At 72.9% G+C, this 18,496-nt stretch carries 14 protein-coding genes, 3 tRNA genes and 1 pseudogene; 5 read left to right on the top strand and 13 right to left on the bottom strand.

The window, feature by feature from the left end:
• Positions 1 to 101: 101 nt before the first annotated feature.
• From Ae150APs1_RS09765 to leuC, 4 genes and pseudogenes are all read right to left on the bottom strand, one after another.
• A pseudogene (locus tag Ae150APs1_RS09765) lies at positions 102 to 1,478 on the bottom strand (sugar transferase).
• Between the two features lie 714 nt (positions 1,479 to 2,192).
• A complete protein-coding gene (locus Ae150APs1_RS09770; RefSeq protein WP_349289878.1) occupies positions 2,193 to 3,245 on the bottom strand; it encodes an HU family DNA-binding protein in 1,053 nt (350 codons plus the stop codon).
• A 54-nt stretch (positions 3,246 to 3,299) separates the two neighbouring features.
• The gene (gene leuD, locus Ae150APs1_RS09775; RefSeq protein WP_075297084.1) at positions 3,300 to 3,890 is read right to left on the bottom strand and encodes a 3-isopropylmalate dehydratase small subunit; all 591 of its coding nucleotides are present in this window, start codon (positions 3,888 to 3,890) and stop codon (positions 3,300 to 3,302) included.
• A 14-nt stretch (positions 3,891 to 3,904) separates the two neighbouring features.
• The gene (gene leuC, locus Ae150APs1_RS09780; protein WP_060575045.1) at positions 3,905 to 5,332 is read right to left on the bottom strand and encodes a 3-isopropylmalate dehydratase large subunit; all 1,428 of its coding nucleotides are present in this window, start codon (positions 5,330 to 5,332) and stop codon (positions 3,905 to 3,907) included.
• 92 nt (positions 5,333 to 5,424) lie between these two features.
• On the opposite strand from leuC, the gene Ae150APs1_RS09785 reads away from it, so the two are divergent.
• The 3 genes from Ae150APs1_RS09785 to Ae150APs1_RS09795 all read left to right on the top strand — a co-directional run bounded on the left by Ae150APs1_RS09785 (position 5,425) and on the right by Ae150APs1_RS09795 (position 9,684).
• A complete protein-coding gene (locus tag Ae150APs1_RS09785; RefSeq protein WP_050802284.1) occupies positions 5,425 to 6,129 on the top strand; it encodes an IclR family transcriptional regulator in 705 nt (234 codons plus the stop codon).
• Between the two features lie 95 nt (positions 6,130 to 6,224).
• Positions 6,225 to 8,126, top strand: a complete 1,902-nt coding sequence (locus tag Ae150APs1_RS09790) for an Hsp70 family protein (protein WP_075297086.1) — start codon at positions 6,225 to 6,227, stop codon at positions 8,124 to 8,126.
• A gap of 274 nt (positions 8,127 to 8,400) precedes the next feature.
• A complete protein-coding gene (locus Ae150APs1_RS09795) occupies positions 8,401 to 9,684 on the top strand; it encodes an acetylxylan esterase (RefSeq protein WP_249266282.1) in 1,284 nt (427 codons plus the stop codon).
• A 22-nt stretch (positions 9,685 to 9,706) separates the two neighbouring features.
• Here Ae150APs1_RS09795 and Ae150APs1_RS09800 read toward each other — a convergent pair whose 3' ends face one another.
• The 6 genes from Ae150APs1_RS09800 to gltX all read right to left on the bottom strand — a co-directional run bounded on the left by Ae150APs1_RS09800 (position 9,707) and on the right by gltX (position 12,609).
• Complete coding sequence (locus Ae150APs1_RS09800) at positions 9,707 to 10,048, bottom strand: transcriptional regulator (RefSeq protein WP_075297088.1); 342 nt, start codon at positions 10,046 to 10,048, stop codon at positions 9,707 to 9,709.
• On the bottom strand, positions 10,045 to 10,509 hold the full coding sequence (locus Ae150APs1_RS09805; RefSeq protein ID WP_075297090.1) for a hypothetical protein: 465 nt from the start codon (positions 10,507 to 10,509) through the stop codon (positions 10,045 to 10,047). The genes Ae150APs1_RS09800 and Ae150APs1_RS09805 overlap by 4 nt, the downstream gene beginning before the upstream one ends.
• A gap of 197 nt (positions 10,510 to 10,706) precedes the next feature.
• Positions 10,707 to 10,779 (bottom strand) — tRNA-Glu (locus Ae150APs1_RS09810).
• A gap of 69 nt (positions 10,780 to 10,848) precedes the next feature.
• A tRNA-Glu gene (locus Ae150APs1_RS09815) sits at positions 10,849 to 10,924 on the bottom strand.
• 62 nt (positions 10,925 to 10,986) lie between these two features.
• A tRNA-Gln gene (locus Ae150APs1_RS09820) sits at positions 10,987 to 11,058 on the bottom strand.
• Between the two features lie 66 nt (positions 11,059 to 11,124).
• Positions 11,125 to 12,609, bottom strand: coding sequence for a glutamate--tRNA ligase (gene gltX, locus Ae150APs1_RS09825; RefSeq protein ID WP_075297092.1), 1,485 nt, complete (start codon positions 12,607 to 12,609; stop codon positions 11,125 to 11,127).
• Between the two features lie 113 nt (positions 12,610 to 12,722).
• Between gltX and Ae150APs1_RS09830 the strand changes: the two genes are divergently transcribed.
• Positions 12,723 to 13,031 carry an EthD family reductase gene (locus tag Ae150APs1_RS09830; protein WP_075297094.1) on the top strand — a complete coding sequence of 103 codons (309 nt, stop codon included), beginning with the start codon at positions 12,723 to 12,725 and terminating at the stop codon, positions 13,029 to 13,031.
• A 49-nt stretch (positions 13,032 to 13,080) separates the two neighbouring features.
• On the opposite strand, the gene Ae150APs1_RS09835 is transcribed toward Ae150APs1_RS09830, so the two are convergent.
• The gene (locus Ae150APs1_RS09835; protein ID WP_075297096.1) at positions 13,081 to 14,121 is read right to left on the bottom strand and encodes a 3-isopropylmalate dehydrogenase; all 1,041 of its coding nucleotides are present in this window, start codon (positions 14,119 to 14,121) and stop codon (positions 13,081 to 13,083) included.
• A 271-nt stretch (positions 14,122 to 14,392) separates the two neighbouring features.
• On the opposite strand from Ae150APs1_RS09835, the gene Ae150APs1_RS09840 reads away from it, so the two are divergent.
• Positions 14,393 to 15,409 (top strand): LLM class flavin-dependent oxidoreductase, encoded by a 1,017-nt coding sequence (locus Ae150APs1_RS09840; RefSeq protein ID WP_075297098.1) that lies wholly within the window; start codon positions 14,393 to 14,395, stop codon positions 15,407 to 15,409.
• Positions 15,410 to 15,565: 156 nt separating this feature from the next.
• On the opposite strand, the gene serA is transcribed toward Ae150APs1_RS09840, so the two are convergent.
• Both serA and ilvC read right to left on the bottom strand, forming a co-directional pair.
• On the bottom strand, positions 15,566 to 17,176 hold the full coding sequence (gene serA, locus Ae150APs1_RS09845) for a phosphoglycerate dehydrogenase (RefSeq protein ID WP_075297100.1): 1,611 nt from the start codon (positions 17,174 to 17,176) through the stop codon (positions 15,566 to 15,568).
• 293 nt (positions 17,177 to 17,469) lie between these two features.
• The gene (gene ilvC / locus Ae150APs1_RS09850) at positions 17,470 to 18,474 is read right to left on the bottom strand and encodes a ketol-acid reductoisomerase (RefSeq protein ID WP_010244175.1); all 1,005 of its coding nucleotides are present in this window, start codon (positions 18,472 to 18,474) and stop codon (positions 17,470 to 17,472) included.
• Positions 18,475 to 18,496: the final 22 nt, after the last annotated feature.

The raw sequence follows: 18,496 nt of genomic DNA on the forward strand, positions 1-18,496 counted from the left end.
CGGCGCGGACCGGCCGCGATCCGGCCACCGTGGACGCCGGGGCGTGCTCCGGGACGCCGGTCGGCCGATCCAGGACCGGCATCCTCTCTCCCACCGGCGCTCTACCGGCCCCGGGCCAGGAGGACCTGGGCGAAGGTCCGCAACACGATCTTCAGGTCCAGCCAGAGCGTCCAGTTCTCGATGTAGTGGTTGTCGTAGCGGGCCCGGTCGGCGATCGAGGTGTCCCCGCGCAGCCCGTTGACCTGCGCGAGCCCGGTCAGACCGGCCTGCACGCGGTGCCGGTGGCCCTACCGGTCGAAGTCGGCGGTGAACCGGTCCACGAAGAACGGGCGCTCCGGACGGGGCCCGACCAGCGACATGTCCCCGCGCAGGATGTTCCACAACTGGGGCAGCTCGTCGATCGAGGTCCGGCGGAGGAACCGGCCGACCGGTCCCACCCGGTCGTCGTGCGAGACCGACCACGTCTGGCCGGAGTCCTGGGCGTCGCGCGGGGTCAGGGTGCGGATCTTCAGGCAGTCGAACACCCGTCCGTCCCGGCCGACGCGCTCCTGATGGAAGATCACCCCGGGCCCGCTCTCCCACCGGGTGGCCAGCGCGGCGAGCGCGACGACCGGGGAGAGCACGACCAGCGCGGCCCCCGACAGCACGAGGTCGAAGATCCGCTTCACGAGCCGGGACGGCCCCCGCAGCGACGGCGTCAGGATCCGCATCACCGGGATCGACCCGATCCGGTCCGACGAACCCTGGGTCTGGAAGTGGTGCAACCGCGGGCCGACGAGCAGGTCGCACGCCGCGCAGGCCGGTGCCCGGACGGCGTCGAGCACCTCCCGCTCGGAGAACGCCCCGTCGGCGACGATCAGGACGTCGGCCCCGGTCCGCCGGACGGTGGCGTCGAGATCGGTGACCTTGCCCCAGCACGGCACGTCGGGCGGGTCGGGCTGGGACGGGCCGTCGTCGACGTACCCGACGACCTCCAGCGCGTAGCCCGGGTCGTGCCGGGTGATGTCGGCGAGCCCCGCGGCGAGCGGTCCGCCGCCGATGAGGATCCCCCGGTGCCGGCTGATCCGGTTCCGGCGGGACCAGGCGATCAGCGCGGTCGTGAGCGCACGCCCGAGGACGACCAGCGCGGTGACGAGCGCGGCGTTGGTCAGGAACACGACCGCGGACTGCTGCTCGTGCCGGGCGGCGATGACGGCGGCCACGATCCCGGTCGCGATCAGCATCCGGCCGACGATCGAGGGCAGCTCGTCGAGGGCACCCAGCTGGAGCCGGGCCCGGTAGCGGCGGGCCCCGGTCAGCAGGAGGACGCCGAGCACCGCGTGCACGACGACCGCCTTCCACTGGTCGGGGTTCCAGAGGACCGGGGTCAGCAGCAGGAGGCCGTCGAGGGACGGGACGACCATCCAGGCCCGCACGCCGGGCAGCCATCGCGGGACCTGGTCCCGGATCCCCCCGACCGTCACGGCGTTCCCGATCATTACCCACCTCCGACGCGCGCCGGCCCCACGAGTGCCCCCACCCACGGAAATTGACCCGGATACCGATTCCCCGGTTCGCACCGGCGCGGTACACGTCGATTCGCCCGGCACGACGCCGGTGTTAGCGAAGGCGGCGGTCCAGCACCCCAGAATTGTGTATGCGACCCGATTCTGAGCCCGAACGACGGAGTCGGACTGGTACGTCCGGCGCACTGGCCCGACGTTGCCGGGACGATCCCCGCAGCCCGAGGACCAGGGCCTGTATGACAGAGGGAGGAGACGCTCTACGGCGCGTGGACCAGCGACGACACAGGCTGCACGATGTGCATGATCCGTTCGGAACGGTGGATCACGCGGATCCGGAATCGAACCCTCCGTCGCGAACCAGACATTTCGTGGCGGGTTCCGGATCTTTCCGCGTACACGTCACCCGGCACCGGACCACGACGATTCACCTTCGGACAGACCGGCCGACGAACAATTCGATCAAGGAATGAGCGCAGGGGTACAGCTGTCGGCGGGAGCACCGCCGGCCGGGTGCGCGGGCCCGGGTCCGCCACCGCCCTCCGGAATCGACGTCGGCCCGGCCGAACCCGCCGCCCCGGGGCGGGGGCCACCCGGACTCGTCCCGCGGCGCGGCCCCGATGACCGGCGCCGGGGTCGCCGACGGCGCCCGCGGGACGTCGCCGCCGCGCGGGCCGGGCCCGGGACGCGCTACTTCTTCGCGGCTCCCGCGCTCCGGCGGGTCGCGGGCCTGCCCGCCGCGTCGCCGGCACCCGGCGCGCTCGTGTCCGGCGGGACGGTCTTCCTGGTGGCGGTGGTCCGGGTGCTGCGCCCACCCGACGCGCTCTTCGCGCCGGCACCCTTCGCGGCGCGACCCGTGGACGCCCCCGTGCTCCCCGCACCCTTCGCGCTCGCGCCCTTCGCGGGAGCGCTCGTCGAAGCCGCGCTCGTGGGAGCCGCGCCGTCCGCCGATGCACCCTTCGCAGCGGTGCTCTTCGCGGTCGTGCCGGTCTTCGCCGCCGTGCCGCTCTTCGCGGATGTGCTCTTCGCGGCTGTGCCGGTCTTCGCCGTGCTCTTCGCAGCCGTATCGGTCTTCGCAGCCGTACCGGTCTTCGCCACAGTGCCCTTAGCGGCCGTACCGGTCTTCGCCGCAGTGCCTTTAGCGGCGGCACCCTTCGCGGCCGAGCCCTTCGCCGCGCTCCCGGCGGCGTTGCTCCGGGCCGGCGTCCGCTTCGCCCCGGATCCCCGTGCGGGGGCGGACCTCGTCCGCGACCCCGACGACGCGGCCCCGGTGGCCGGTGCGCTCGCCGACGCGTCGGCCGAGGCCCCCGTGGCCCCGTCCGAGGCGGCGCGTTCGCGCGGGGCACGACGCGGCGCGCTCGTCGCGCCCGCCGCGGCGGCCTCGCTGTCCGCGACCCGTTCCTTGAACGCGGCCCCCGGACGGAACGACGGCACCACCGTCTCGGCGACCGGGACCGTCTCCCCGGTCCGCGGGTTGCGCGCGGTCCGCGGCGCCCGCCGCCGGGGCTCGAACACCCCGAACCCCGTCAGGGTGACCGTGCCACCGGCGCCGACGGTGTCCACGATGACGTCGACCATCGCGTCCACGGCCTCGGCCGCCGCGCGACGGTCACCGAGCCGGGTGGTCAGCGCATCGACGAGCTGAGCCTTGTTCATGGTCACGAACGGTAGGGCTCCGCCCCTGCCCCGCACCAGATCCCGCCGGGAGTCCAGCTCGCATACCCTCCGTCGGAACAGGTCCATGTGAGTGACCGCCGCCACACCCGGGGGTGCGGACGGCGGCCACCCGCTGCAACCTCAGGCCGTCGTGCGCGGCATCCGCTCCGGGCGGGTTCCCTCGAACGCGGTGATCGCGTCCTCGTGGCGCAGGGTGAGCCCGATGTCGTCGAGTCCCTCCCGCAGCCGCCACCGCGCGTAGTCGTCGATGTCGAAGGTGACGGTCAGGTCGCCGACCTGGATCGTCTTCTCCCCCAGGTCGACCGTGACCTCGGTCCCGGGCTCGTTCTCGAGCTTCTTCCAGATCAGCTCGACGTCGGACTGCTCGACCTGGGCGGCGACCAGGCCGGCCTTGGCCGAGTTGCCGCGGAAGATGTCGGCGAACCGCGCCGAGACCACGACCCGGAAGCCGTAGTCCATCAGCGCCCAGACGGCGTGCTCCCGCGACGACCCGGTGCCGAAGTCAGGGCCGGCGACCAGCACGGACCCACGGTCGTACGGCTCGTTGTTGAGCACGAACGACGGGTCCTGCCGCCACGCCGAGAACAGCCCGTCCTCGAAGCCGGTCCGCGTGACCCGCTTCAGGTACACGGCCGGGATGATCTGGTCGGTGTCCACGTTGGACCAGCGCAGCGGCACGCCGATCCCGGTGTGGGTCTCGAACTTGTCCATCTGTCGCGGTCCTCTCAGTCCAGGTCTTCGGGCGAGCTCAGGGTGCCGCGGACGGCGGTCGCGGCGGCCACCAGCGGCGACACCAGGTGGGTCCGCCCGCCCTTGCCCTGCCGGCCCTCGAAGTTGCGGTTCGACGTGGACGCGCACCGCTCACCCGGGGCGAGCTGGTCCGGGTTCATGCCCAGGCACATCGAGCACCCGGCGGAGCGCCACTCGGCACCGGCCGTCGTGAAGATCGCGTCCAGGCCCTCCTCCTCGGCCTGGAACCGCACCCGCATCGACCCCGGGACGACGAGCATCCGGACGCCCTTCGCGATCGTCCGCCCGTCCAGGATCTGCGCGACCGAGCGGAGGTCCTCGATCCGGCCGTTGGTGCAGGAGCCGACGAAGACGGCGTCGACGCTCACGTCGCGCAGCGGGGTGCCGCCGGTCAGGCCCATGTAGGACAGGGCCTTCTCGACCGACGCACGCTCACCCTCGTCGGTGATCCGCTCCGGGTCCGGCACCGAGGCGCCCAGCGGCAGCCCCTGCCCGGGGTTGGTGCCCCAGGTGACGAACGGGGTCAGGTCGTCGGCGTCGATGTCGACGACGCGGTCGAACTCGGCACCGTCGTCGGTGCGCAGGGACCGCCAGTCCTCCACGGCGGCGTCCCAGTCCGCACCGGACGGCGCGTGGTCGCGGCCCTCGAGGTAGGCGAACGTCGTCGCGTCGGGAGCGATCATGCCCGCCCGCGCGCCCGCCTCGATCGACATGTTGCACACCGTCATCCGGGCTTCCATCGAGAGGTTCTCGATCACGTTGCCGCGGTACTCCAGCACGTGCCCCTGGCCGCCGCCGGTGCCGATCTTCGCGATGACGGCGAGGATGACGTCCTTGCTGGTCACGCCCGGGCGCAGGGTACCGTCGGAGGAGTTGACGTTGATCGCCATCGTCCGGAACGGCTTCAGCGGCAGCGTCTGGGTCGCCATGACGTGCTCGACCTCGGAGGTGCCGATGCCGAACGCCATCGCACCGAACGCGCCGTGCGTGGAGGTGTGCGAGTCCCCGCAGACGACGGTCGTGCCCGGCTGGGTCAGCCCGAGCTGCGGCCCGACGACGTGCACGATCCCCTGCTCGGGGTCGTTCATCGGGTACAGCCGGACGCCGAACTCGTCGCAGTTGCGGCGCAGGGTGTCCACCTGGGTACGGGACACCTCGTCGGCGATCGGGGAGAGGACGTCGAGGGTGGGTACGTTGTGGTCCTCGGTGGCGATGGTGAGGTCCGGGCGGCGGACCTTCCGGCCGGCGAGCCGGAGCCCGTCGAACGCCTGCGGGCTGGTGACCTCGTGCACCAGGTGCAGGTCGATGTAGAGCAGGTCGGGCTCGTCGCCCTCGCCCTTGCGGACGAGGTGCCGGTCCCAGACCTTCTCGGCCAGCGTGCGCGGCTTCGCGTCGGTGCTCACGCCGCCTCCCTCTCGTCGATCTCTCGTGTGGTGGTCCGCGACACCGTCCAGTTCGGTGGACTTCCCAGATCGTGGGAAGCTAGTATCGCTTCGTGGGACAGTCTAGCGGGATCGGCGTGCTCGACAAGGCGGTGGGGGTTCTCCGTGCGACGGCGGAGGGCCCGTGTGGGCTGGCCGAGCTCTGTGAACGCACCGGCCTCCCCCGCGCGACGGCGCACCGGCTCGCCGTCGGGCTCGAGGCGCACGGGATGCTGCTGCGCACCCCCGACGGCCGGTGGCACCCCGGGCCGACGCTCGGCCAGCTCGCCGGCGGGCGGCCGGACCCGCTGCTCGACGCCGCGGCCGCCGTCCTCCCGCGGTTGCGCGACATCACCGGTGAGAGCGTCCAGCTCTACCGGCGCGACGGCGTCCACCGCATCTGCATCGCGCACGCCGAGCCGCCCTCCGGCCTGCGGGACACCGTGCCGGTCGGCTCCCGGCTCCCGATGACGGCCGGGTCCGGCGCGAAGGTGCTCGCCGCCTGGTGCGACACCCCGACCCAGCGCCACATCCTCTCCGAGGCCACGTTCTCCGACCGCGTGCTGGTCGACGTCCGCCGCCGCGGCTGGGCACAGAGCGTCGCCGAGCGCGAGGCCGGCGTCGCGTCGGTGTCCGCGCCGGTCCGCGACGCGACGGGCCAGGTCGTGGCCGCGGTGTCGGTGTCGGGGCCGGTGGAGCGGATCGGCAGGCGCCCGGGGGTCCGGTGGGCGGCCGACCTGCTCGCCGCGGCCGACGCCCTGCAGCACCGGCTCGCCTGAGCCCCGGGGTCCTGGACCGGAAGGCGTCCCACTACCGTGTGGTGGTCCGGCACCTGGCCGGGCACCTGTGACGTGGAGTGCATTCCGGGGAGACGATGGGCTACCTGCTGGGCATCGACGTCGGCACGACCAGGACGGCGGCCGCGGTCATCCGCTCCGGCAGCCCCGGCCCGGAGATGGTCACCCTCGGTGACCACTCGGTCGACATCCCGTCCGTCGTGTACGCCGCCCCCGAAGGATCACTGCTGTTCGGCGAGGCCGCCGAGCGCCGCGCGCTGACCGAGCCGGACCGGGTGGCCCGGGAGTTCAAGCGCCGCATCGGCGACCCGACGCCGATCCCGCTGGGCGAGCAGGCCTTCACCGCCGAGCAGCTGTCCGCGCTGCTCGCCGGGCACGTCGTCGACATCGTGGCCCGGGTCGAGGGCGGTCCCGCCGAGCGGGTCGCCGTGACCCACCCCGCGTCCTGGGGCGCGCACAAGCGCGACCTCTTCGCCGGTGCACTGGCCCAGCGCGGCCTCGCCGTCACCTTCCTCACCGAGCCGCAGGCCGCCGCCCTGCACTACGCGACGAACGAACGCGTGGAGGCGGGCGCGACGGTCGCCGTCTACGACCTGGGCGGCGGGACGTTCGACGCCGCCGTCGTCCGCAAGGAGGCCGCGGGGACCACCGACACCGGCGGGACGGTGATCGGCGGGACGCTGTTCACCCTGCTCGGCCGGCCCGAGGGCGTCGAGCAGCTCGGCGGTGCCGACTTCGACCAGGCCGTCGTCGACCACGTCCGCGACGCGGTGCCGCAGGCGTTCGAGGCGCTCGACGAGTCGGATCCCGACGTGCTGGCCCAGATGGCCCGGCTGCGGCGCGACTGCCGCGAGGCCAAGGAGGCGCTCTCGGCGGACACCGAGGTCTCGATCCCGGTCTGGCTGGGCGAGGTCCGGACGACGGTCCGCCTGCACCGCAGCGACTTCGAGGACCGCATCCGCCCCCGGCTCGACGAGTCGGTCGACGCCCTGCAGCGGGCGATCGCGTCCGCGGGGCTGGCGGCGTCCGGGCCGTCGGTGGTGCTGCTCGTCGGCGGGTCGTCACGGGTGCCGCTGGTCGCCCAGCTGGTGTCGTCCGGCCTCGGCCGCCCCGTGCAGGTCGACGCCGACCCGAAGAACGCGATCGGCAAGGGCGCGGTCGTCGCCCTCGGCCCGGTGGACCCGGCGACGGCCGCGCCGTCGCCCGCCGGTCCCGACCTCCTCGCCGGAGCCGCCGGTGCAGCCGGCGCCGCCGGTGCCCTCGGCGCTCTCGGTGCGTCCGGCCCCCTCGGGCCTCCCGGCGCCGGTGCCGCCTCGCTCGCCGACGACCCCGGCCCGCTCCCGTGGGAGAGCAGCGAACCGCTGACCGACCGGATGCCCACCGGCGGTCCGGTCACGGCCGTGGACGGCGACCGGACCGCGTACCTCGACGGCGCGAACGCCGACCCGCCGACCGACCGGCTCCCGGTCGTCCCACCGCCGTACGGCGGGCACCCCGGCGCCGACCCGGGCACGGCGGTCTACGGCTACCCCGGCTCCTACGACGACGGCGAGACCACCGTCTCTCCCGAACCCGCCGGCGCGCCCCGGTCCCCCGCACTGCTGATCGGTGCGGGCGGTGTCGTGGCAGCGCTGGCGGTGCTGGGTGCGGTCTTCTTCTGGCCGCAGGACCGGACCGTCAGCAACGCGACCCCGGAGCTGCCGGCGATGCCGACGACGGCGGAGGCCCCGCCGACGACGACCGAGGAGCAGCCGACCACCCGGCAGCCGGAGCCGACCCGGGAACGCACGTCGACCCCCCGGACGACGTCGGAGGAGGTGGTACCGCCGCCGCCCCCGCCGCCCCCGGCACCGACGACGCAGGACCCGCCGCCGACCGACGACAACCCGGATCCGCCCGACCCGACGAGCTCCACGCCGACGCCGGAGCCCTCGGGCTCGATGACGATCCAGCCGGTGCCCCGGCCGGAGCCCCGCTAGTCGCGAGCGCGCCGTCGCACGGCGGCCGGCCGGCGTGGCGAGGGATTCCCCCCGGCCCTCCCGATCATCGGCGGACCGGCACCGGATCGGCCCGCTGCGGTGCGACGGTGTGCCCGTCGACCGGACACGCCCCCTCACGTCCGGGACGACCAGGTCCACCCGAGATCGCGGTCCCGACGGGGCCGGAACGGTCGACGCCACGACCTGGAGCACGACGACGGGCCGGCCCCCGACCGGAGGGTCCCGACCGCCGTCCCGACGCGGAGAGAGCGCCGTGCCAGCACCCCGCACCCGGGGACCCGGACCGGGTCCGACCACACCCCGCCGGCCGGCGAGCGGCGCGACCGGAGCCGCGGCACTCGTCGTCGCACTCGTCGCGGCCGCCGCGGTCCTGCCCGCGGCCGGATCGTCCCGCCCCGGCACCGAGCCGCCGCCGTGGCACACCACCGCCGCCGTCGTGCCGCAGACGTCCGGGGTGCGTGCCGAACCTCCGGACGGCGACGACGCCGTCCCGGACCCGCTGGTGCTGGACGACGGCGCCCGAGTCGACGACATCGCGACCTGGGAGAATCGGCGGCGACCCGAGCTCCTGGCGGCCTTCCGGGAGCACGTCTACGGCCAGAGCCTGCCCGAGCCCCTCGACATGACCGTCGACGACGGTGCCGGACCCGCGGCACCGGGCGCCGCCCGCAGGGTGACCATCGGCGTCACCGGGCCGGAGGGGACGGCCGAGTTCACCCTGCGGACGTTCGTCCCCGGGCAGGGCCGGCCGAAGGGCACGTTCCTGCTGATCGACCACCGTGGTTCGGTCGGCGACGATCCCGGCTCGACGTCGGGCTACGCGCCGGTCGCGACGATCCTCGACGCGGAGGAGGTCGCCCCCGACGACCCTGCCGGCTACCGGAACGGTGTGATCGACGCGTTCTTCCCCGCCGGGGAGGACCTGCCCGCGGACGCAGGCCGCACGATCAGCGCGTGGGCGTGGGGCGCCAGCCGGGCGATGGACGTCCTGGAGACCGATCCGGCCATCGATCCGTCGACGGTGGCGGTGATCGGTCACTCGCGGGGCGGCAAGGCCGCGCTGTGGGCCGGTGCCCAGGATCCCCGGTTCCCGGTGGTCATCTCCAACAACTCCGGCGCCGCCGGTGCCAAGTCGGCCCGCCGGGACGGCAGTGGCGAGTCGATCGCGGCGATCACCGAGCAGTTCCCGCACTGGTTCCCCGAGACCTACCGCCGCTACGCGGGCGACGCGGGCTCGCTCCCGGTCGACCAGAACCAGCTCCTGGCCCTGATCGCGCCCGGCCGGGTCGTCGTCGGCAGCGCCACCGAGGACGCCAACGCCGACCCCCAGGGCGAGTTCCTGTCCTACCTCGGCGCGGCACCCGTCTACGACCTGTACGGGCTCGGTGACACCGGCCTGCCGTCGCGCAGCTGGCCCCCGGCCGAGAACGAGGTGTTCCGCAGGCCCGGCATGAGCTACCACCTGCGGTCCGGCGGCCACGGGCTCGAGGACGCCGACTGGGAGCGCTACCTCGACGGCGACCTGTTCCGCCGGTAGCCGGCACGGACCGCCGCCACGCTCAGGGCGTGTCCAGCGCGCTGCGCAGACCGGCGAGCCAGTCGAGGTGCCTGCGGATCGCGTCCTGACCGTCCGGCGTGAGCCGGAACCAGGTCCGGGGCCGACGCCCCACCGACCCCTTGCGCACCTCGAGGTAGCCGGCCTCCTCGAGCGTCCGGCTGTGCTTGGAGACCGCGGAGTCGCTGGCGCCCAGCATGTCGCGGGCGGTGGCGAAGTCGACCCACTCGGCGCCCTGCAGCAGCGCGCACAACGCCAGGCGGGGCCCGGTCTCGAAGATCGGTTCACGGCCCGCACGGTCACCGGGATCGGGTGTCGGGTCCTGCTCGACGTCGTCCCCGGTCACGGCCTGACCCGGCCCGCCTCGATGTCCCGCCGCATCGCCGACCGGGTCCTGACCTGTGCGACGAACACCCCCACCGCGACGACCGGGAGCACGAGCAACGCGATCGTCTGCTGCTCCTCACGGACCAGCAGGTTGATCACGATGAACCCGGCGAGCGCGATGGCGAGCCCGATCATCCAACTCGGCCGGGCGCTGGGGTAGGCGCCGATCCGCTTGGGGAGGTGGACCCCCGACCGGCGGCGCCGGAGGACGGAGTAGACCGCCGAGGCGATACCGATCGCCGCGAGCGCCCACGACGTGTACGCCGGATCGAGGTTCAGCAGGTTCGACCAGATCGGGAGCCCGGCGATGAACACCAGGGCGACCCCGAGGAGCACCCAGTAAGCGAGGGGGAACCCGGCGTGGGCCGCGATCCGTCGTCGCGCGTCGGCGACCTGGTCGAGCTCGGGCGTGTCGGACATCTGGGGACTCCTCATCTACATCGGCATAAACTTGCGATATGGAAAGCGTACGCGACTTGGGAAGTAGATGCCAGAGGCAGCCCGAGACGGCGTGCCGGTGGGGCACGCTGCACGAGGAGGAGGACACCGCGACCGACGACCGGGCCCCGGACACGACGAAGGCCCCCGCTCCGAGCAGCAGGGGCCTTCGACCAGAGTAGTCCCGACGGGATTTGAACCCGCGCTACCGCCTTGAGAGGGCGGCGTCCTAGGCCGCTAGACGACGGGACCAGGACATCGGAATCGATCTCCGATGCCGAACCACGAACCGTGGCTCGGACGCGATATGTACATCTCGCGTGGTAGTCCCGACGGGATTTGAACCCGCGCTACCGCCTTGAGAGGGCGGCGTCCTAGGCCGCTAGACGACGGGACCGAGACGAGATGATTCCGATGTGCCAGAAACCGAGATGTCGAACGAGCGACAAACGGCTCCCGCTGGGGTACCAGGACTCGAACCTAGACTAACTGAACCAGAATCAGTCGTGCTGCCGATTACACTATACCCCATCGAAAATCGGAGCTCGGCCGCTCACTTGCTCGCGGCCGGGCCCCGATCTCCGTGATACGACTACTCTAAACCATGCCCTGGGAGCGCCTGACACCGGCCCCCAGCCGGGCGAGCGACCGCTCGCGGCCGAGCAGCTCCATGCTCTCGTAGAGCGGCGGCGACACGGTCCGCCCGCTGATCGCGACGCGCACGAGCGCGAACGCCTTCCGCGGCTTGAGTCCCAGCCCGTCGACGAGCGAGGTCTTCAGCGACTCCTCGATGACCGCGGCGTCCCACGCCTCCAGCGAGGAGAGCCCGGCGACGGCGGCCTCGAGGACCGGGGCGGCGTCGGCACCCAGGTTCTTGGTGGCGGCGTCCTCGTCGGGGGTGAAGGTGTCCTCGTCGCGGAACAGGAAGGCGAGCATCCGGGCCGCGTCCGAGAGCACCTGGCTGCGCTCCTGCACGAGCGGTGCGGCGGCGGCGAGGAGTTCCTGGTCGGCGTCGGTCACCTCGATCCCCTCGGCCGCGAGGTAGGGCACGACGCGGGCGGCGAAGTCGTCCGGGGCGAGCAGCCGCAGGTGCGCGGCGTTGATCGCCTCGGCCTTCTTGATGTCGAACCGGGCGGCGTTGCTCGACACCCGGGACACGTCGAAGGCCTCGGTCATCTCCTGCAGCGAGAACACGTCCCTGTCCTCGGCGATCGACCAGCCGAGCAGGGCGAGGTAGTTGAGCAGGCCCTCGGGCACGAAACCGCGGTCGCGGTAGTGGAACAGGTTCGACTGCGGGTCGCGCTTGGAGAGCTTGCGGTTGCCCTCACCCGTCACCAGCGGCAGGTGCGCGTAGGTGAAGGGCCCGTGGCCGATGCCGACCCGCGCCAGCGCCTCCAGCAGGGCGATCTGCCGCGGCGTCGAGGCGAGCAGGTCCTCGCCGCGCAGCACGTGCGTGATCTCCATCAGCGCGTCGTCGACGGGGTTGGTCAGGGGGTACAGCGGAGTGCCGTCGCCGCGGGCGAGCACGAAGTCCGGCACCTGGCCGGCCCTGAAGGTGATCTCGCCACGGACGAGGTCGGTGAAGGTGATGTCGCGGTCGGGCATCCGCAGCCGGTAGACGGGCGTGCGGCCGTCGTCGCGGAACGCCTGCTTCTGCTCGTCGGTGAGGTCGCGGTCGGCGTTGTCGTAGCCGAGCTTCGGGTCACGGCCTGCGGCGCGGTGGCGGGCCTCGATCTCCTCCCCGGAGGAGAACGACTCGTAGACCTCGCCGCCGTCGATCAGCCGGCGCAGCGCGTCGGCGTAGACCTCGGCGCGCTCGCTCTGCCGGTACGGCCCGTGCGGGCCGCCCCTCTCGACGCCCTCGTCCCAGTCCAGCCCGAGCCAGGTGAGCGCGTCGAGGAGGGCCTCGTAGGACTCGGTGGAGTCCCGCTGGGCATCGGTGTCCTCGATACGGAACACCAGCGAGCCGCCGTGGTGGCGGGCGTGCGCCCAGTTGAACAGGGCGGTGCGGATGAGACCGACGTGCGGGATTCCGGTCGGGGACGGCGAGAACCGCACCCGGACCTGGGCTGGAGTACTCATGGTGCCGTCAGCGTATCCACCCCCACCGCGAGGGTGGTGCGGGAGGCGCCGGGATGCGTCAAGGTGATCGTGCCGGCGCACCGAGGCTCCGGCGGCGAAGGAGGTCGCGCATCGTGTACCAGCTCACCGTCCTGTACCACCACCCGGACGACCCGAAGGCGTTCGACGAGTACTATGACGGCACCCACACCCCGCTGGCCAAGGCGCTCCCAGGTCTGCAGCGACTGACCGTCAGCCGCCCGCAGCCGGCACCGGACGGCGCGCAGCCCGCCTACCACCTGGTCGCGACGCTGGAGTTCGCCGACCAGGCCGCGTTCGGCGCCGCGATGGGCAGCCCGGAGGGCGAGGCCGCCGTCGCCGACGTCGGGAAGTTCGCGACCGGCGGCGCCACGATGCTGACCGGGCCGTCCACGGCGCCGTAGGCGCTCGTGAGTGGTTATCGCGGTCAGGACCGCGATAACCACTCACGGGCTACGAAGTAGCCACCTCACGGCTGGACACCAGCGCGGCCAGCCGGTCACCGATGGACGACGTGTTGCCCGTCGCCGCGTGGTCCCGGGTGGCGAGGTCGAAGGCGACCGCGGCCTCGACCCGGCGGGCCGAGTCGGGGTGTCCCAGGTGGTCGAGCAGCAGCGCGACCGACAGGACGGCAGCCGTCGGGTCCGCGATGCCCTGGCCCGCGATGTCCGGCGCGGAGCCGTGCACCGGCTCGAACATCGACGGGTTGGTCCGGCTCGCGTCGAGGTTGCCGCTGGCCGCGAGGCCGATCCCGCCGGTCACCGCGGCCGCGAGGTCGGTGAGGATGTCGCCGAACAGGTTGTCGGTGACGATCACGTCGTACCGGCCCGGGTCGGTGACCATGTGGATCGTGGTGGAGTCGACGTGCTGGTAGGCCACCGACACCTCGGGGTACTCCAGCGACACCTCCTCCACGATCCGCGACCAGAGCGCACCGGCGTAGGTCAGCACGTTGGTCTTGTGCACCAGGGTCAGGTGCCGGCGCGGGCGGCGCTGGGCGCGGGCGAACGCGTCGCGGACGACCCGCTCGATGCCGAACGCGGTGTTCTGGCTGACCTCGGTGGCGACCTCGTGCGGGGTGTCCTTCCGGAGCAGACCACCGGTGCCGACGTACGGCCCCTCGGTGCCCTCGCGCACGACCACCGTGTCGATCTCGGCGTTGCCGGCCAGCGGGCTGCGGACACCGGGGTAGAGCCGCGCCGGGCGCAGGTTCACGTGGTGGTCCAGCTCGAAGCGCAGGCGCAGGAGCAGTCCGCGCTCCAGGATGCCGCTCGGGACCGACGGGTCACCGACCGCACCGAGCAGGATCGCGTCGTGCTGCTTGATCTCGGTCAGCACCGTCTCGGGGAGCAGCTCGCCCGTGGAGTGCCAGCGGGCGGCACCGAGGTCGTACTCGGTCGTCTCGACGTCGCGGGCGACCTCTCCGAGGACCTTCAGTGCCTCGTTGATCACTTCCGGGCCGATGCCGTCACCGGGGATGACCGCAAGGCGCATGACCTCGTCCTCTCGTCGTACTGCTGGCCGCACGCTACCGCCTGCCGACGCAGGGTCATCGTCCGGCCACCCGGTGGGGTGCGCACGGACGGGTGAACGATGAGCGGCCCGCGGTCGTCCGAGCGCCCGTACGCGGCCGATCCGGGGAACAGTGTCGCCAGTCACACCGGTCCACTGGCCGGGAAGGTCGCCTCCGGGTTCCCCCGTCCGGGTGGATCGCCCACGCGCCGGGCACGGGAAGAAGGCAGGATCCGACGGCGTTGCCCCGGCTGTGCCCACGCCCTCGGAGCCGCTCGACCGGCTCGGCTTCCTGACCATCGGCTCGTTCGACGGCGCGGACCCGCGCGCCGGGCACGAGACGACCCTCGAGATAATCGAGCTCGGCGAACGGCTGGGCTACGACAGCGCGTTCGTCCGGCACCGGCACCTCCAGTTCGGCATCTCCTCGCCCGTCGCGGTGCTGGCGGCGGCGACCCAGCGGACGTCGCGGATCGACCTCGGCACCGCCGTGATCCCGCTCGGCTGGGAGAACCCGCTGCGCCTCGCGGAGGACCTCGCCACCGTCGACGTGCTCTCCAGCGGGAGGCTGAACCCCGGCATCAGCGTCGGCCCGCCGATGCAGTGGGAGCACGTCCGCGACGCGCTCTACCCGGACACCGCCGACGTCGAGGACTTCGGGCGTGGACGCGTCTCGCGGCTGCTGCGCCTCGTGCGGGGCGACGCGGCAAGCACGTTCTCGGGGACCGTCGGCATCGAGTCGTTCTCGGAGCGGGTGCAGCCGCACTCCCCCGGCCTGATCGACCGCGTCTGGTACGGCGCCGGCAGCGACAGCTCCGCGGCCTGGGCCGGCGAGCAGGGGCTGAACCTGCTGACCAGCAACGTCGTCCGCGCCCCCGGCGACGGCGACACCGACTTCGCCGCGATCCAGCAGCGGCAGATCCGCGCGTTCCGCGAGGCGAACCCCGCCGGCCGGGTGTCGCAGGGGCTCGTCGTCGTCCCGACCGACTCCGCGACACCCGAGCAGCGCGAGCGCTACGCCGCCTACGCGGAGCAGCGCAACGCCCGCGTCGGGATCCCGCAGGGCCCGGCCGGCCTGCTGTTCGCACGGGACCTGGTCGGGACGTCCGACGAGATCGCCGAGGGCCTCTACGCGCACGCCGCGTTCCGCGAGGTGCGCGAGGCGGTGTTCGCCCTGCCCTTCGGCTTCCCGCACGACGACTACCTGCAGATCGTCACCGACATCGCGACGAAGCTGGGGCCGGCGATGGGCTGGTCGCCCGCGTCCTGATCCGGGGCGGCCCGTCACCGGCCGGCCCATGGGACCTGCGGAATCGCTTCCTCGGGAAGCGATTCCGTAGGAGGACCACCGGCCCGCGGAACCGGCCGGCCCCGACGAGTGCGGAACCGGCCGGTCGGCCGCGCAGAGCTCGGTCGTCGAAGGAGATCAGTCGTCGAAGGAGATCAGCCGGATCGTCCGCGCGCCGACCGAGGCGCCGATCGGCTCCAGCACCGCCGGGTCGATGTGCCGGTCCACCCGCAGCAGCATGAGCGCGTCGGTGCCCTCGGTGGTCTGCGAGATCTGCGCCGCCTCGATGTTCACCGCGGCCTCGCCCAGCAACGAGCCGACCCGGCCCATCACGCCCGGCCGGTCGGTGTACTCGAGCAGGACGACCTCGCCCTCGGCCCGCAGGTCGAAGTGCCGCCCGTTGATCTCGACCAGCTTCTGCACCTCGGCGCGGCCGGTGAGGGTCCCGGACACGGTGATCGACTCGCCGTCCGGCATGGCCCCGCGCAGCTGCACGACGCTGCGGTGGTTGGCGCTCTCCGGGGTGGTGGCCAGGTCGACCGAGACCCCACGGTCCTCGGCGAGCCGCGGCACGTTGACGAACGTGACCTGGTCCTCGACGACGTGGGTGAACACCCCGCGCAGCGCGGCCAGCGACAGCACCGAGACGTCCTCACCGGCGAGCTCGCCCGCGATGTCGACGGTCACCGAACTCGGCGTCCGCCCGGCGACGGCGTGCAGCGTCGTCCCCAGCTTCTGCACCAGCGGCAGCCACGGCCGGACCTCCTCGCCGACGGCGCCGTGCACCTGCACGTTCACCGCGTCCGGCACGAACTCGCCGGCCAGCGCCAGCTGCACCGAGCGCGCGACGTCGGTGCCCGCCCGGTCCTGGGCCTCCGCGGTGGAGGCGCCCAGGTGCGGGGTGACGACGACGTTCTCCAGCTCGAACAGCGGACTCGCGGTCGTCGGCTCGGTGACGTAGACGTCGACCCCGGCCCCGCCGACGTGCCCGGAGCGCACGGCCTCGGCCAGCGCGTCCTCGTCGATCAGCCCGCCGCGGGCGGCGTTCACGATCAGCACGCCCGGCTTGGTGATCGCGAGCTGGTCCTTGCCGATGAGCCCCAGCGTCTCCGGGGTCTTCGGCAGGTGCACCGTGATCATGTCGGCGGTGCGGAGCAGCTCGTCGAGCTCCAGCAGCTCGATGCCGAGCTGGGCGGCGCGGGACGGCGAGATGTAGAGGTCGTAGGCGACCAGCTTCATCCCGAAGGCGGCCAGCCGCTGCGCGACCAGCTGCCCGATCTTGCCGAGCCCGACGATGCCCGCGGTCTTGCCGTTCAGCTCCACCCCGCCGTACGACGACCGCTTCCACTGCCCCTGCCGCAGCGACGCGTCCGCCGCGGGGACGTGCCGGGCCGCCGACAGCAGCAGCGCGATCGCGTGCTCGGCGGCGGAGACGATGTTGGAGGTCGGCGCGTTCACGACCATGACGCCGCGCGAGGTCGCGGCGTCGACGTCGACGTTGTCCAGGCCGACACCGGCGCGGGCGACGACCTTGAGCCGGGTCGAGGCCGCGAGCGCCTCGGCGTCGACCTGGGTCGCGGACCGGACCAGCAGCGCGTCCGCGTCGGCGATCTCCTTCAGCAGCGCCGGGCGGTCGGTGCCGTCGACGTGGCGGATCTCGACGCCGTCGCCCAGGAGCTCGACCGCGGAGGGCGCGAGCTTCTCGGCGAGCAGGACGACGGGACGGGGGTGAGTGGCGACGGTGCTCACGGTGTGAAGGTGCTCCCGGGGTCGGGTGGTGGTCGTACGTTGCGTCGGGCCACGGCCATCCTAGGGCCGGGACGGCCCGGCGCGGTGCCGACGTGAGCCGCGAGACCCCCTCGGGAGCCCCGGTCGCCCGCCCGGCCCCGGACGCGCGAAACCCCCGCCCGGTGTCGCCGGTACGGGGGTTCCACGTCGCCTGGTCCGGATGGGTGCGTCCGGACCCGGGCATCCGCGGGCCGTCTGGGGCCCGCGGGGTTCATCCTGCCGGACGCGTCCGGCAGTCGATCACCTGGCCTTGCTCACTTGGCCTTCTCGCCGACCCAGCTCATCAGGCCGCGCAGCTTCTCGCCGACCTGCTCGATCGGGTGCTCCTGGCCCTGCTGCTGCAGCTTGGTGAAGTTCGGACGGCCGTTCTCGTCCTCGGCCACCCACTCCCGCGCGAAGGTCCCGTCCTGGACCTCCTTGAGGATGGCCTGCATGTTCTTCTTCACCTCGGGCGTGATCACGCGCGGGCCGCGGGTGAGGTCGCCGTACTCCGCGGTGTCGGAGATGGAGAAGCGCTCGTTGGCGATGCCGCCCTCGTACATGAGGTCGACGATCAGCTTGAGCTCGTGGAGGCACTCGAAGTAGGCGATCTCCGGGGCGTAGCCGGCCTCGGTGAGCACCTCGAACCCGGTCTGGACCAGGGCAGCGGCACCGCCGCAGAGGACGGCCTGCTCACCGAACAGGTCGGTCTCGGTCTCCTCCTTGAAGGTCGTCTCGATGACGCCCGCGCGGGCGCCGCCGATCCCGGCCGCGTAGGAGAGGGCGAGCGCCTTGGCGTTGCCCGACGGGTCCTGCTCGACGGCGATCAGGGCCGGGACGCCCTTGCCGTCGACGAACTGGCGGCGGACCAGGTGGCCCGGACCCTTCGGCGCGACCATCGCGACGTCGACGTCCGCCGGGGGCTTGATCAGCTCGTAGCGGATGTTGAAACCGTGGCCGAAGAACAGCGCGTCGCCGGCCTTCAGGTTCGGCTCGATGTCCTGGGTGTAGATGGAGCGCTGCTTGGTGTCCGGCGCCAGGACCATGATCAGGTCGGCCCAGGCGGAGACCTCGGCCGGCGTGCCGACCTCGAGGCCCTCGTCGGCGGCCTTCTGCCGGGACTTCGAGCCCTCCGGCAGACCGATCTTCACCTCGACCCCGGAGTCGCGCAGGGACAGCGAGTGCGCGTGCCCCTGGGAGCCGTAGCCGATCACGGCGACCTTGCGGCCCTGGATGATCGACAGGTCGGCGTCGGCGTCGTAGTAGATGTTGACACTCATGGCTCTGGGACGATTCCTCTCG

The organism is Pseudonocardia sp. Ae150A_Ps1, from assembly GCF_001932315.1.
GTDB lineage: Bacteria > Actinomycetota > Actinomycetes > Mycobacteriales > Pseudonocardiaceae > Pseudonocardia.